This window comes from Pontitalea aquivivens (assembly GCF_046507575.1).
In the GTDB taxonomy this organism is placed as follows: Bacteria; Pseudomonadota; Alphaproteobacteria; order Rhodobacterales; family Rhodobacteraceae; genus Pontitalea; species Pontitalea aquivivens.
Genome location: NZ_JBKFEY010000043.1, coordinates 1 through 13,555 on the forward strand (window position 1 = coordinate 1; position 13,555 = coordinate 13,555).

A 13,555-nucleotide genomic window follows, 5' to 3' on the forward strand; every position below is an offset into this window, starting at 1 on the left:
GTAAGGTTGATGATCCGGTCGAGCTGTATGTCGGTGACAAACTGATAGCGCGCGGTGAGCTGACCGAGATGGGGGACGATCAGGCCGGCCAGCTTGCAGTTCGTCTGACCGAGATTGCCGATCTTCAGAACGGTCTGTAACCGATGCGGGCCCTGTTCATCGTCGGCCTGCTCCTTCTCGCGGATGCAGCCCAGGCGCAGGATATCACGCTGCAGCTGGGTGGTGGTGAAAGCATCGCCAGCCGATCGATGCTGATGATCGCGGCGATCACCCTGCTCAGCCTGGCGCCGGGCCTTGCCATCATGGTCACCTGCTTTCCGTTCATTGTGACCGTGCTATCCATCCTGCGTCAGGCGCTGGGATTGCAGCAATCGCCCCCGAACATGCTGATCGTAAGCCTTGCGTTGTTCCTGACCTGGTTCATCATGGAACCCGTCTTTCTGGAAAGCTGGCGGGCAGGCATTTCACCGCTGGTTGAAGGTAGCCTGGACCTTCAGACTGCTTTCTTGCGCGGTGTAGGGCCTTTCCGCGACTTCATGGCATCCCGCACGAACCCCGATACGTTTTCTGCGCTGCTCGCGCTCAAGCCTGAGGCGGAGTTCGCGGGATCACTTCCCGAGGCGCCCCTGTCCATGCTTGTGCCATCGTTCATGCTTTCGGAAATTTCGCGGGCCTTCGAAATCGGATTTCTTGTTTTTTTGCCGTTTCTTATCATTGACCTTGTGGTCTCGGCTGTCCTTATGTCGATGGGGATGATGATGGTTCCGCCAGCCATCGTTGCCCTTCCGTTCAAGCTTGCCTTCTTCGTTGTCGCGGACGGCTGGGTGTTGATCTCGGGGGCGTTGGTTCGTGGTTACCTTTGATCGTGTCGTACCGGCGACAAGGGATCGTATCCGCAGGGCGCATAGCAACAGGCTTCGCAAGATTGCCCTGAACCGCAGTGAATGCTAAGCACCCGCAACTGAAAATTGGGAGCCTCTGATGGCCGATCATATTGTGAAAGACCTGTCCCTTGCCGCATTCGGCCGCAAGGAACTGGACATCGCGGAAACCGAGATGCCGGGACTGATGGCGCTGCGCGAGGAGTATGGCGCCGCGCAGCCGTTGAAAGGCGCCCGTATCGCAGGGTCGCTGCACATGACGATTCAGACTGCCGTGCTGATTGAAACGCTCAAGGCATTGGGCGCCGATGTGCGCTGGGCGTCGTGCAACATTTTTTCGACGCAGGACCACGCGGCCGCCGCGATTGCCGAAGCCGGTATTCCCGTTTTCGCGGTCAAGGGCGAAACGCTTGAGGAATACTGGGCCTATACCGATCAGATCTTCCAGTTCCAGGACGGCACTGCGAACATGATCCTGGACGATGGCGGTGATGCGACGCTGTACATCCTGCTGGGCGCACGGGTCGAGGCGGGCGAAACGGATCTGATCGCGGTGCCGACCTCGGATGAAGAGGTGTGCCTTTTCAATCAGATCCGCAAGCGTATCGCCGCAACTCCCGGCTGGTTCACGCGCCAGCGCGATGCGATCAAGGGCGTCTCGGAAGAGACCACCACAGGTGTGCACAGGCTGTATGATCTGCACAAGAAGGGGCTGTTGCCCTTTCCGGCGATCAACGTGAACGATTCCGTCACCAAGTCGAAATTCGACAACAAATACGGTTGCAAGGAAAGCCTTGTGGACGGTATCCGCCGCGCGACGGATACGATGATGGCGGGAAAGGTTGCCGTGGTCTGCGGCTATGGTGATGTGGGCAAGGGCTCGGCCGCCTCGTTGCGTGGCGCGGGCGCGCGGGTGAAAGTCACCGAAGTAGACCCGATTTGCGCGCTTCAGGCTGCAATGGACGGGTTTGAGGTTGTCGTTCTGGAAGACGTCATGCGGGACGCCGACATCTTCATCACGACCACTGGCAACAAGGATGTCATCCGCATCGAGCATATGCGCGAGATGAAGGATATGGCGATTGTCGGCAACATCGGCCATTTCGACAACGAAATCCAGGTCGCGGCGCTTCGGAACCACAAATGGACCAATATCAAGGATCAGGTGGACATGATCGAGATGCCCTCGGGCAATCGCATCATCCTTCTGTCCGAAGGGCGTCTGCTGAATCTGGGCAACGCGACGGGCCATCCGTCCTTTGTGATGTCGGCCAGCTTCACAAACCAGGTTCTGGCGCAGATCGAATTGTGGACCAAGGGCCAGGATTACGCGCCCGGCGTCTACATCCTGCCCAAGGCGCTGGATGAAAAGGTGGCGCGGCTGCATCTGAAGCGCATTGGCGTCAAGCTGACCACGCTGCACCCCGATCAGGCCGATTACATCGGCGTGACGGTGGATGGGCCGTTCAAGTCCGATCACTACCGCTATTGAACCTCGGGAAGGCCGGGCCAACCTGACCCGGCCTTCCCGGTTGCGTGCCAAAAGGCCGCGTATATTTCCCTTGGTTGGCGCGTCGCTTTCGCCTTAACCTTGCCGTGGCCGCGCGCAATGCCCGCGGAACATGGCAAAACCCTGGCATCTGGGAGCACGACATGGGAAAAAGAGAAGAACTGATCGCCAAATATGCGGACGATCTGAAGACCAAATGCGGCATGGCGCCGGACATGGAACTTCTCACAAAGGTCACGATTGGCTGTGGTCCGGCGATTTATAACGCCGATTCATCAACCGTTGCCGCCAGTTCTGACAGTGAGCTGGAAACTGTGAAGAACAATTTCCTGATCAAGAAACTGGGCCTGAAGGACGGGCCGGAATTGATGGATGCAATCAACGCCGTGATCGAAACCTACGGCAAGTCAGAGCGGAACAAATACCGCGCAGTCGTCTATTACATGCTGGTCAGGCATTTCGGCAAGGAAGGCGCTTACGCCTGACCATTTTGCCGATGGAACAAAGGGCGTGCCATCGGCGCGCCCTTTCACGTTCAGATCATTGCTTTCATCGCCGCGACATGGGATGCCGCCGCGGCCCGCGCGTCCGCCGCAATTGTGGTGATCGCGGCGTCCATGTCCCCGGGGGGGACGATCCGGTCAATCAGCCCCCAGGAAAGGGCCTCTGGCGCCTCGATCTTCTGGCCTCCCATCAGGATCAGCTTTGTGCGTGCGGGCCCGATCAGCGCGGCCATCCTGCCTGGGTCCGAGGGTTGTGGCAGAAAGCCGAGCTTCATCACCGGATAGAAGAATTTCGCCGCGGGCACGGCAAGGCGCAGGTCGCAGGCCAGCACCATTCCCATCGCGCCACCCGCAAGCGTGCCGTTCAGCGCGGCGATGGTCAGGCAGGGAAGCGCCGCGATACGTCCCGACAGGCATTCCCAAATCCCATCGGTTGCAAGCCCCGCGCGCGCCTGGTCCAGATCGGCGCCTGCGGAAAAGACCTTGCCTTCGCCGCGCAGGACAAGGACCCGCGCACCTTCATCGGCGGCGCGGACAGCGATCGTGTCGATTTCCTCCAGCATGGCCCGTGTCAGGGAATTGGCTTTTTCCGGCCGGTCGATGGTGACCTGCCACAGCCCGTCTTCTGCTTTCAACCGGATCATCGCGTCCTCCTTGCGCAACTTTTCCCCTGTCCTAGCAATGACGCAGCCCCTTGACCATCGGTCGTGCGCGCGGGATGCTGCGTGCGAATTTTTTGGGCCGAGAGGATTAAGATATGGCTTTGTTGAACAGGCGCGCGGCGGGGTTTCTTGCGGCGACGCTGCTCGGGACGACCGCGCTTCATGCGGATGTCACGGCCGAAGATGTGTGGCAAAGCTGGTCCGAAAGCTACGGGGCGCTTGGTTACGAAATCGTTGTTGGCGCGCAGGACCGTTCGGGGGACACGCTGACCCTGCGTGAGGTGGTTCTGACGGCTGACATGCCCGAAGCGCGGACGGTTTTCACCATTCCCGAGCTGCGCCTGCAGGAACAGCGCGGCAAGGTCGCGGTGTCGCTTGCCGACACGATGACCGCCGAGACGACCGCGACCGCCGATGCCGAAAGCGTGACCCTGCGCATGACCATGCGGCAGCGCGATTTTGCCGCGCTGGTGTCGGGGGTGCCGGACAACCTTGCTTATGACATCGACGCGCCCGAAATCGTCGTCGAGATGGATCAGGTGCAGTCTGACGGCCAGGCCGTTCCGGTAACCATGCAGGCGACAATTGAGGATAGCAAGGGAACCTATCTGGTCGTCAAGGACGGTGGTCAGAAGATGACCTCGGACATCAGAACACAGGGCGCGCGCTTTACGCTGTCGGGTGCCGATCCTGCGGATGGCACGACCTTCACCATGCAGGGCAATCTGGCCGATCTGGCGCTGACGGGCACCATTTTCATGCCCGAGGGCATTGATGTGCAGGCGCCCGAAGCCGCCTTTGCCGCCGGAATGAACGTGGAACTTGATGTCGGATACGGCGCGGGCAGCTATGCGATTGACGCGGAAAGCCCCGATGGCCCGTTCAAGATCGAATCTTCGGTGGATTCTGGCGCGTTTGCAATGACCGTGTCGCAGGAAAAGCTGGCCTATCGCGCGGCCGGCAAGGGGACGGATCTTGCGATGGCGGTGCCGGACCTGCCCTTCCCGGTCAGCCTGCGACTGGATGAGGTGTTGTTCAACTTTGATTTTCCGATGGCGGCAAGCGAGACGGCCTTGCCCTTCGCGGCAGCGGTGCGCGTGGTCGGCCTGTCGATTTCCGAAGAGATCTGGGGCATGTTCGACCCTGCGGCGCAGTTGCCGCGCGACCCTGCCACGCTGATCGTGGATCTTTCGGGCAAGATCCGGCCGCTGGTTGATCTGCTATCGACCGAAGCGGCCGAAGCCTCGGTGCCGCCGGCCGAGATTGAGGCGCTTGACATCAATGAGGTGGAGCTGACGTTGGCGGGGGCCGCGTTTACCGGGGCGGGTGCAATGACCTTCGACAATTCCGTGGGGATTCCGATGCCCATCGGCGCACTGGATCTGCGTCTTGTGGGGGCGAACGCGCTGATGGATCGGCTGGTGGCGATGGGTCTGATGCCAGAAGATCAGGTGATGTTCGCGCGCATGATGCTGGGCCTTTATGCGGTGCCGTCGGGGGATGACGCGCTGACCTCGAAGATCGAATTCAAGGAAGGCGGGGAAATTCTGGCAAACGGGCAGCGGATTCAGTAATCCGTTCATGCAAGATTGGGCCGCCCGGCGCAGATCCGGGCGGCTTTTTTATCAGCAGGAGCAGATCCGATGGCCGATGACCGCCTTTCCAGCCTGACCGCGGCCCTTTTGGCCGCCGCCGCCAAGGCCGGCGCCAGCGCCGCCGATGCGATTGCCGTCGATGGCCGATCGGTTTCGATCGACGTTCGGGCGGGGGCGCTTGAACAGGCGGAACGATCCGAAGGCGTCGAAATCGGTCTGCGCGTGTTGATCGGCGGACGGCAGGCCTGCGTTTCCGCCTCGGACATCTCGGCGCGGACGATTGGCGAAATGGCCGAGCGTGCCGTGGCCATGGCGCGTGAGGCCCCCGAAGACCCGTTTGCCGGGCTGGCGGACCCCGATCAGCTTGCGCAGAGCTGGGACATTGCAGCGCTGGAACTGGAAGACCCCGCCCCCGAACCCGAAGCCGCAGCGCTAGAGGCTGATGCCCGCGCCGCGGAAACCGCCGCGCTGGGCGTAGCCGGGGTGTCCCAGGTGCAATCCGCCTCGGCCAGCTATGCGCGGCGCAGATTGCATATTGCCGCCTCGAACGGGTTTTCGGGCGGCTATGGGCGCACCTCGCGTTCCGTATCGGCGGTCGCCATTTCCGGGGAAGGCTTGGCGATGGAACGGGACTGGGCCGCAGAATCGCGCGCTTGGTCCGCCGATCTTCCCGATGCGGCCTCGGTCGGTCGGCTGGCGGCAGAACGCGCGGTGGAACGGGCAAGTCCCAAGCGTCCGCCCACCGGGGCCTATCCGGTGCTCTTTGATGAGCGCATCGCGGCGAGTCTCATCGGCCACCTGCTGGCGGCGGTGAACGGTGGCGCAATCGCGCGCGGCGCTTCGTGGTTGCGTGATGCCATGGGCGCGCAGGTTCTGCCCGAGGGGCTTTCCCTGATCGAAGAGCCGCATCGCCCCCGGATATCGGGGTCGCGCCCCTTTGACGCCGAGGGGCTGCCGACCCGGCGGCGCGCCATCGTCGAGAACGGGGTGCTGACCGGCTGGACGCTGGATCTGGCCACCGCGCGCAAGCTGGGGATGCAAAGCACCGCCAATGCATCGCGCGGAACATCGGCGCCGCCCTCGCCCGGGGTGGGAAATGTTACGCTGACGCCCGGCCCGCTGACTCGTGCGGATCTGCTGCGCGAGATGGGAACCGGGCTTCTGGTGACCTCTTTCATCGGGTCGACCATCAACCCCAATACCGGGGACTATTCGCGCGGGGCGTCTGGCTTCTGGGTGGAAGGCGGGGAAATCCGCCATCCGGTGAACGAATGCACCGTGGCGGGCAACCTGCGCGAGATGCTGCTTCGCGTCACCCCCGCCAATGATGCGCGCCCGCACCTGAGCCACCTTGTCCCCAGCCTGCTGGTCGAAGGGTTGACCCTTGCCGGCCAATGACCTGATCTTGCTGGAACAGGCGGCGCGCGCCGCCGGTGAAATCGCACTGCGGTTCTGGAAGCGGGCACCCTCATCCTGGGACAAGGGGGGCGGCGCGGGGCCGGTGTCCGAAGCGGATCTGGCGGTCAATGACATGCTGCAGGCCCACCTGCGGGTGGCCCGGCCCGATTACGGCTGGCTGTCGGAAGAAACGGATGATGACCCGGCCCGGCTTGCGGCGCGGCGCTGTTTCATCGTCGATCCGCTGGACGGAACCCGCGCCTTTCTGGCCGGCGAGGCAGCCTTTGCCCATGCCTTGGCGGTGGTCGAAGATGGCCGGCCAATCGCCGGGGTCGTGCATCTGCCGGCGCTGGGCCTGACCTATGCGGCAAGCGCGGGGGGCGTGGCCACGTTGAATGGCAAACCGATCCGGGTGGGTGCGCGAGCGCAGGCGGATGGGGCGCAGATCCTGACGTCGGGGGCCGTGGCGGAACCGCATAATTGGCGCGGGCCGGTTCCGGGTTTCAAACGGGTGTTCCGCCCGTCGCTTGCCTGGCGGTTCTGCCTGGTGGCCGAGGGGCGCTTTGATGCGGCGCTCTCTCTGCGCCCGGCCTGGGAATGGGACATTGCGGCGGGCGCGCTGATTGCAGAATGTGCCGGGGCGCTGGCGACGGACCGGACAGGTGCGCTCTTCCGCTTCAACAGTGCCCAGCCTGCGGAAAATGGCCTGATTGTTGCGCCGCCACGCCTGCACGCCGATCTGATGGCGCGTTTGCAGCCCTGGCCGGGCTGAGGGCCACAGCTTGCCCCTTGCCATGCGCGGCACGGGGGTTATCTGTGACCCCTGAATGATGCTGTGGGGCAAGATGCGGGACAGTGACGAGATTGAAAAAGCGGTAGAGCGTGCGGAATCCGCAGTGCGCGGCCATATGCCTGATCCGGCGAACCCCCGGCTTTTGCGCAGCGCGCTGGGCCGGTTTGCCACCGGCGTCACCGTGGTGACCGCGCGCGAGGCTGATGGTGGTGGCCTGGTGGGGATCACTGCGAACAGCTTTGCTTCGGTTTCGCTGGACCCGCCACTGGTGCTTTGGTCGGCGGCCCGGTCATCGATGCGGCATGCACATTTTTCGGCCGCCCCCGCGTTTGCGATTCATGTGCTGGCCGCCGGGCAATCCGATCTGTCGGATCGTTTCACCCGCGATGGATCGCGGTTCGAAGGTCTGGATTACAGCCTGAACGCCGATGGCGTGCCGCTGTTGGAAGGCACACTGGCGCGGTTCGAATGCAGGACCGAGGCGCGCCATGAGGGGGGCGACCACACGATTATCATCGGTCTGGTCACCCGCTTTACCCTGGCCGAGGGTGAACCGCTGGTTTTCGTACACGGCCAATATGGCCGTTTTGTTCCCGGCCGCTGATCAGCGCAGCTGCGCGATCTGTTCGGCCAGCATCGCCACCGCGCGCGATTGCGCGCGGGCGATTGCGCCGGGGCCTTCCCCCTCAATATGAGCCGCCAGATCAAAGCGCCGCACGATGTCGCGGCCAGCGGAAAGCCCTGCTGGCGATACGAAATACACCCCGCGCAGGCGCAGCTTGCCATCGGCCTGCGCCAGGATCTGTTCCACCCGCACCTCCAGCCGTCGGTCTGGGCCGTCGGCCAGTGGCCAGGGTTCGGCAATGACCGTTGCACCCGACAGCTCCGTGATCTGGCGTGATAGCGCCAGGGTCATCGCGCGGGCCGGATCATCTGCCCAGATGTTGTCGGGTGTCGATCGCAGCGCGCCATCTTTGGTCTGCCAGGTGATTTCCTGCCCGGCAGCATATTGTGGCAAGGACACCTCGCGCAATTCGGTCAATCCAAGACGGTCGGGCAGGCGCTGGCTGGCCGCGGGTGGGTCGATCAGATAGCGGCCCGTCTTTTCCGGGTTCGTACAGCCGGCCAGCGCGATCAGGCACAGGAACGAGAGGGATGTGGGTTTCATGGAACTCTCCGGTCAGCGGCCCAGGATGAAGGCGCGGGGGTTGCGTTCGATGGTGCGGGCCAGCGCCCCGAAGGCTGCCGTGGCGCGGCGCAATTCGCGCATGGTGTTCAGCACCTCGGCGTTGAAGCTGGATCGTTCACCGTAAGAGGCAACCAGCGATTCGGCCTGCGCGATCAGGGATTCAAGCCGCCGTGTCACCTCGGGCAGGCGCGCGGATGCATCGGAAATCGCATTCGCCGCCCCTTCGGCTGCGCCAAGCGCGCTGTTGATATTGCTGGCCGCACCTCCTTCACGCAGTTCGCCCAGCAGGGCTGCGGTTTCGGTCAAGGTATCCGACAGGGCGCGCGGCAGTCGTTCGGCATCCTCGGACCCGAGCATCGCGCGGATGTCGGTCAGGATTCCGTCGATATTGGCGCCGATATCTGCCAGGGGCATCTTTGCCGCGGCGGCGGCGGCCTGTTCAAGCGAGACAAGCGTATCGCCAAGGCCCTCGATTTCCGTCATCACCGTGTCGGCGGCGGCGCTGACGCGATCCAGCGCGGCGACCGATTTGCCGCCCGCGTCCTGATTGTTGAGCGTATTCGCCAATGTGCGCATTTCGCCCAGCATGCTGACCAGTTCAGCCGGAACCGCGCGGGTGTCTTCGCTTTCGGCCATGGCAGAGATGCTGTCGAGCGTACGGATCGCACTGGCGAACAGTTCTTCGATGGGCAGGCTGTTGATTCGGGTGAACACGCCTTCGGCCGATGCGGCAAGATCGTTTTCGACTGCCGGGCCCACCGGGATCGTGGGATAGGGGTCTGCCTCAAGGTTCATTCTGGCCGGGGGGGCTTCGTCAAGATCGGTCAGTTCCACCACAAGGCGTGTTCCCAGCAAGCCTACCCCCGCAATACGCGCGCGCAGACCGTTTTCCACCTCACCGGCCAGAAACTCGGTCACGATATCGGCGCCGGTGTCGCGCGCAAGGCCAAGCCGTTCTGGTGAAACCGCGATAATGATCTGTTGACGCGCAAAGCGGGTGCCAAGCGTATCGGTGTCAACGCGGATCGAAATATCCACGACTTCGCCTGCCTCGACTCCGCGGAACTGCACCGGGGTGCCGCGTTCAAGGCCGCGCACAGCCTCATCGAACAACAGGGTGAAGCGCACCGCATCGGACAGGCCGTCGCCAAAGATGGAGTCACGGGCCGCGGTTTCGGTGTCGAACAGGCGGAACCTATGCCCGTTTTCCACCGGGGCACCGCCCGAGGTGAAGGTGTTGAATTCCACCCCGCCCTGCACCAGCGATGCCAGGGATCGTACGTTCAGGCTTACACCCGCAGCGCCAAGCGAAACCGAGATGCCCGACGTGTCCCAGAAACGGGTCGACGTGGCCAGTCGCTGGTCGTGCGGGGCCTTGATGAAGGCATCCACGATGACGCCGGAATCATTCCCGGCAAGCCGAAGGTTCTGCAACTGGCCCACGGTCAGCCCGCGAAACAGCACAGGCGCGCCTTCGACCAGGCCGCCGGCGTCTTCGGCACGCAATTCGATCCAGGTGCCTTTGGACGGATCGGGCGCCAGGGGCGCGCGATCAAGGCCGGTGAACCGTACCGCCTTCGTGCCGGGGATGGCGTCCCAGAAACCTTCGATGAAGGTGCCCGACAAGACCGTATCCAGCCGCGAGATGCCCTGGGTCGTGACCTCGGGGCGGACCAGCCAGAATTGGGCATCGGCATCGATATAGGGGGCGATGTCCTTGTCGACGCGGACCCCGATCCTGACCGCAGTCAGATCATCGGAAAAGCCTATGCTTTCCACCTTGCCGACATCGACTTCGCGGAAGCGCAGCGCGGTTTCCCCAAGGCGGATGCCGGTGGCATCGGCAAAGTCGATTTCAATCAGCACACCGCGGTCGGCATAGGTTTTCCAAGCCACGCCAAGGGTGATGGCCAAGGCCAGCAAGGGCACCAGCCAGATCACGGAAAGCCGGGTCCAGATCGGGTCGGGGGCGGCAGAGCGCACCAGTCTGGCGGGTTCGGGCAGGTCAGGCATCGTCACGCGTATCCGGGTCGTCAGGTGGGCCGCGCCAGATCAGCCGCGGATCGAAACTTTGGGCGGCCAGCATGGTGAAGGCAACCGAAAGCGCAAAAGACACCGCCGCCGGACCGGGGTTGATCGCGGCGACAAAGCCCAGTTGCACCAGGGCCGACAGGATGGCCACAACAAAAACGTCGATCATGGACCAGCGACCGATGAAATCGACCACCTCGAACAAGATCAGATGCCTGTGCCCGCCGGCACGCCGTTCCGTTCCGACGGCAAGGGCAAGATATGCGATGGCAAGGAATTTCCCGATCGGAATTACGATTGACGCGATGAAGACGATCGCCGCCACACCGGGATTGCCATGTGACACAAGCTCGATCACACCGCCAAGGATGGTGTTTTCCGAACTTCCGGTCAGCACGGATGTGCGCAGCATCGGGTAAAGGTTGGCCGGGATGTAGAAGATGACGCCCGCGGCAAGCCAGGCCCAGACCGCCTGCAGGCTGGATGCATCAACCGGCCTGAGCCTTGCGCCACAGCGGCCGCAATCCTGCGTGCCGGCAGGCCAGACCCGGCCGCAGCTTGTGCAGCCGGTCAGCCCGGCATCATGGGCCGTGCAGATGGCGCTTAGCGCGCTTCGATCGCGTCCCATATCGTCCATTTGCTCATGAAGGCGTTTTTCAGGGCGGTCACGATAATCAGGACGCAAAACGCCCAGAAGGCCGGACCAAAGCCGATCGTTGCAAGCCCGGCCACCTTGACCAGCGCGACCGCGGTTCCGATCACGAATATCTCGGCCATGGACCAGGGTTGCAGCCGTTCGGCCACCCGGAAGGCTTGCGCGGCATGGGGCCAGGCGGGGCGCCCGTTCGCCAGCGGCCACAGCGTGTAGATCAGCGCGGCAAAGCGCAGAACCGGCAGGCCAACGATGGCCAGAAGCACCGCAAGCGAAAGCGGCGCAAGAATGCCATCGGCAAAGGCCATGGCGGCGGAAAAGACCGAACTGTCATGGCTAAGGCCTTGGGTGGAAATGCGCAGGAAGGGAAAGAAGACGGCTGCAACCATCAGGATCATTGCGGTGAAGGCCAGCGCCACGACATGCAGAAAGGAACGGGTCCGGGGCGTCACCAGAAGCGTTCCACATCGTGCACAGGCGGCACGTTCGTTCGGGCGCAAGGGCTCTGCCAGATGCAGGGCATCGCAGCGCGGGCATGCGATGAGCACTGCAAGATCACATGGCTGTTCGCGAAAGGGCGGCATGCGGCGAAGCATAGCCCGCACATGGCTGGCCGCAAGGGCATGCGGGAATGAGGTGGATTTTAGGTGTTAAGGACACGTTAGGATCGCGATGGTAGCTCTGATGCCGGGTGAAGTGAAATGGGTGGTGTGATGGGTACGCGTGACAACGCGGCGCCGGTCATCATCAAGCGCAAGAAGGTCGTCGGCGGCGGCGGGCACCACGGCGGGGCATGGAAGGTTGCCTACGCTGATTTCGTAACCGCCATGATGGCTTTTTTCCTGCTGATGTGGCTGCTGAACGCAACGACGGAAAAACAGCGAAAGGGAATTGCGGATTTTTTCAATCCGACGATTCCGATCAACCGGGTCTCGGGTGGGGGTGACGGGGCGCTTGGGGGCGAATCGGTCTTTTCGAAGGATCAGATTGTCCACAATGGAACTGGCGGGACGCCAATGCCCCCTTCTGAATATGGTGCGGACCAGAGCGGCGCCGCCGATACCGAAGGTGAGGCGGAAACCGAGGCGTTGCGACAGGTGCAGCGCGATATCGACAAGATGTTCACGGGCGTCGGCGGGGAATCTATGGCTTCAACCCTGCTTGCGCGGCACATTGTTACAAAGGTGACCGATGAAGGGCTTATCGTCGAGTTTTTCGACTTGCCGCAGGCCCCCCTGTTCCAAGGTGACACGGCCGAGCCGACCGAGGTGACCCAGCAGATCGCCGCAATGGTCGCGCGTGTCTTCGGTCTGGTTCCCAATGCCGTTGCGATTGGCGGCCATACACGGTCGTATCCCGATATGCTTCGGGAGAATCCGGTCTGGAACCTGTCCACCGCGCGCGCGCAGAAATTGCGCGGGCTTCTGAAGGAGGCTGGTTTTCCGGAAAGCCGGGTCCAGCGTGTGACGGGATTCGCCGACCGCAAGCAGGCAACGGAAAACCCGATGTCGCAGCGCAACAACCGGATCGAATTGATCCTGCTGCGAAGCCGGCTCTGATCAGAACTGCCAGGAATTTTAGCTGTTAGTGTGATCTTAAGGGATCGTGCTGCATCTTTCCTGTCAATCAAGGGACGCTGCATCAGAAAGGCGCTTTCATGTCCATTTCTTCTTCGCTGAACGCTGGGGTCGCGGGCCTTGCGGCCAATGCTACGCGGCTTGCGACGATTTCCGATAACATCGCCAACTCTGGTACCTACGGCTACAAGCGGGCGGCGGCCGATTTCGAAAGCATGGTCATCAATCAGGCGCGCGGTGCCGGGGTCTATTCCGCAGGCGGGGTCCGCGCACAGACCGTTCGGTTGATTGACGAACGCGGGTCTCTGGTCTCCACATCGAATGCGCTTGATCTTGCCGTTGCCGGCCGCGGAATGTTGCCGGTCATTCCGTCAGTCGCGCTTGACAACAAGATGGGTGCGCAGCCCTTGATGATGACGACGACGGGTGCCTTTCGAACCGATGCGAATGGGGTTCTGAGAACGGAATCCGGCCTGGTTTTGTTGGGTTGGCGCGCGACTGCGGACGGCTCGATCCCCGTTTTGCCGCGCGATACGGTCGGCGGGCTTGAGCCTGTCGTCATTAACGCCAACCAAACCGCGGCCGACCCCACGACAACCATGACCCTTGGCGTGAACCTGCCTGCCGTAAATACCGAAGCAGGCGCCGATGGAAGCTCTCTGCCTTTGTCGGTCGAATACTTTGGTAACCTTGGCACATCCGAAACACTGAACATCACGTTTACTCCCACGGTGCCGGCGGCTGGGTCGTCAAACACCTGGACG

At 62.7% G+C, this 13,555-nt stretch carries 15 protein-coding genes; 10 read left to right on the plus strand and 5 right to left on the minus strand.

Going from position 1 to position 13,555, the window contains the following annotated elements:
- The 4 genes from ACK8OU_RS19130 to ACK8OU_RS19145 form a co-directional block, all read left to right on the plus strand.
- Positions 1-140 (plus strand): FliM/FliN family flagellar motor switch protein (locus tag ACK8OU_RS19130; protein ID WP_410304950.1); only part of this gene is annotated, 140 nt, incomplete at its 5' end.
- 3 nt (positions 141-143) lie between these two features.
- Positions 144-863 carry a flagellar type III secretion system pore protein FliP gene (gene fliP / locus ACK8OU_RS19135; RefSeq protein ID WP_410304938.1) on the plus strand — a complete coding sequence of 240 codons (720 nt, stop codon included), beginning with the start codon at positions 144-146 and terminating at the stop codon, positions 861-863.
- 118 nt (positions 864-981) lie between these two features.
- Complete coding sequence (gene ahcY / locus ACK8OU_RS19140) at positions 982-2,373, plus strand: adenosylhomocysteinase (protein ID WP_410304939.1); 1,392 nt, start codon at positions 982-984, stop codon at positions 2,371-2,373.
- Between the two features lie 161 nt (positions 2,374-2,534).
- Complete coding sequence (locus tag ACK8OU_RS19145; RefSeq protein WP_410304951.1) at positions 2,535-2,876, plus strand: DUF2853 family protein; 342 nt, start codon at positions 2,535-2,537, stop codon at positions 2,874-2,876.
- Between the two features lie 50 nt (positions 2,877-2,926).
- Here the strand turns inward: ACK8OU_RS19145 and ACK8OU_RS19150 are convergent, their stop codons facing one another.
- Positions 2,927-3,538, minus strand: a complete 612-nt coding sequence (locus ACK8OU_RS19150) for an enoyl-CoA hydratase/isomerase family protein (RefSeq protein ID WP_410304940.1) — start codon at positions 3,536-3,538, stop codon at positions 2,927-2,929.
- Positions 3,539-3,651: 113 nt separating this feature from the next.
- On the opposite strand from ACK8OU_RS19150, the gene ACK8OU_RS19155 reads away from it, so the two are divergent.
- The 4 genes from ACK8OU_RS19155 (at position 3,652) to ACK8OU_RS19170 (ending at position 7,946) form a co-directional block, all read left to right on the plus strand.
- Positions 3,652-5,130 carry a DUF2125 domain-containing protein gene (locus ACK8OU_RS19155; RefSeq protein WP_410304941.1) on the plus strand — a complete coding sequence of 493 codons (1,479 nt, stop codon included), beginning with the start codon at positions 3,652-3,654 and terminating at the stop codon, positions 5,128-5,130.
- 69 nt (positions 5,131-5,199) lie between these two features.
- Positions 5,200-6,549, plus strand: coding sequence for a TldD/PmbA family protein (locus ACK8OU_RS19160; protein WP_410304942.1), 1,350 nt, complete (start codon positions 5,200-5,202; stop codon positions 6,547-6,549).
- Positions 6,536-7,321: a 3'(2'),5'-bisphosphate nucleotidase CysQ gene (locus ACK8OU_RS19165; RefSeq protein ID WP_410304943.1), complete on the plus strand. Its 786-nt coding sequence runs from the start codon at positions 6,536-6,538 to the stop codon at positions 7,319-7,321. The genes ACK8OU_RS19160 and ACK8OU_RS19165 overlap by 14 nt, the downstream gene beginning before the upstream one ends.
- 136 nt (positions 7,322-7,457) lie before the next feature.
- Positions 7,458-7,946, plus strand: coding sequence for a flavin reductase family protein (locus ACK8OU_RS19170; RefSeq protein WP_410304952.1), 489 nt, complete (start codon positions 7,458-7,460; stop codon positions 7,944-7,946).
- On the opposite strand, the gene ACK8OU_RS19175 is transcribed toward ACK8OU_RS19170, so the two are convergent.
- Genes ACK8OU_RS19175 through ACK8OU_RS19190 form a run of 4 tightly spaced genes read right to left on the minus strand, consistent with a single transcriptional unit; the run spans position 7,947 to position 11,666 of the window.
- The gene (locus tag ACK8OU_RS19175; protein ID WP_410304944.1) at positions 7,947-8,510 is read right to left on the minus strand and encodes a PqiC family protein; all 564 of its coding nucleotides are present in this window, start codon (positions 8,508-8,510) and stop codon (positions 7,947-7,949) included.
- Between the two features lie 12 nt (positions 8,511-8,522).
- Positions 8,523-10,544: a PqiB family protein gene (locus tag ACK8OU_RS19180; RefSeq protein WP_410304945.1), complete on the minus strand. Its 2,022-nt coding sequence runs from the start codon at positions 10,542-10,544 to the stop codon at positions 8,523-8,525.
- Complete coding sequence (locus ACK8OU_RS19185) at positions 10,537-11,199, minus strand: paraquat-inducible protein A (RefSeq protein WP_410304946.1); 663 nt, start codon at positions 11,197-11,199, stop codon at positions 10,537-10,539. Before ACK8OU_RS19185 ends, ACK8OU_RS19180 begins: the two co-directional genes overlap by 8 nt.
- The gene (locus ACK8OU_RS19190; protein WP_410304947.1) at positions 11,166-11,666 is read right to left on the minus strand and encodes a paraquat-inducible protein A; all 501 of its coding nucleotides are present in this window, start codon (positions 11,664-11,666) and stop codon (positions 11,166-11,168) included. The genes ACK8OU_RS19185 and ACK8OU_RS19190 overlap by 34 nt, the downstream gene beginning before the upstream one ends.
- A 261-nt stretch (positions 11,667-11,927) precedes the next feature.
- On the opposite strand from ACK8OU_RS19190, the gene ACK8OU_RS19195 reads away from it, so the two are divergent.
- A complete protein-coding gene (locus tag ACK8OU_RS19195; RefSeq protein ID WP_410304948.1) occupies positions 11,928-12,773 on the plus strand; it encodes an OmpA/MotB family protein in 846 nt (281 codons plus the stop codon).
- A 98-nt stretch (positions 12,774-12,871) separates the two neighbouring features.
- Positions 12,872-13,555, plus strand: a 684-nt coding sequence (locus ACK8OU_RS19200; protein ID WP_410304949.1) for a flagellar hook-basal body complex protein, incomplete at its 3' end; no start/stop codon positions are given.

Coding starts and splice junctions, on each gene's coding strand:
- fliP (WP_410304938.1), top strand. CDS start 144: ATGCGGGCCCTGTTCATCGTCGGCCTGCTCCTTCTCGCGGATGCAGCC.
- ahcY (WP_410304939.1), top strand. CDS start 982: ATGGCCGATCATATTGTGAAAGACCTGTCCCTTGCCGCATTCGGCCGC.
- ACK8OU_RS19145 (WP_410304951.1), top strand. CDS start 2,535: ATGGGAAAAAGAGAAGAACTGATCGCCAAATATGCGGACGATCTGAAG.
- ACK8OU_RS19150 (WP_410304940.1), bottom strand. CDS start 3,538: ATGATCCGGTTGAAAGCAGAAGACGGGCTGTGGCAGGTCACCATCGAC.
- ACK8OU_RS19155 (WP_410304941.1), top strand. CDS start 3,652: ATGGCTTTGTTGAACAGGCGCGCGGCGGGGTTTCTTGCGGCGACGCTG.
- ACK8OU_RS19160 (WP_410304942.1), top strand. CDS start 5,200: ATGGCCGATGACCGCCTTTCCAGCCTGACCGCGGCCCTTTTGGCCGCC.
- ACK8OU_RS19170 (WP_410304952.1), top strand. CDS start 7,458: ATGCCTGATCCGGCGAACCCCCGGCTTTTGCGCAGCGCGCTGGGCCGG.
- ACK8OU_RS19175 (WP_410304944.1), bottom strand. CDS start 8,510: ATGAAACCCACATCCCTCTCGTTCCTGTGCCTGATCGCGCTGGCCGGC.
- ACK8OU_RS19180 (WP_410304945.1), bottom strand. CDS start 10,544: ATGCCTGACCTGCCCGAACCCGCCAGACTGGTGCGCTCTGCCGCCCCC.
- ACK8OU_RS19185 (WP_410304946.1), bottom strand. CDS start 11,199: ATGGACGATATGGGACGCGATCGAAGCGCGCTAAGCGCCATCTGCACG.
- ACK8OU_RS19195 (WP_410304948.1), top strand. CDS start 11,928: ATGGGTACGCGTGACAACGCGGCGCCGGTCATCATCAAGCGCAAGAAG.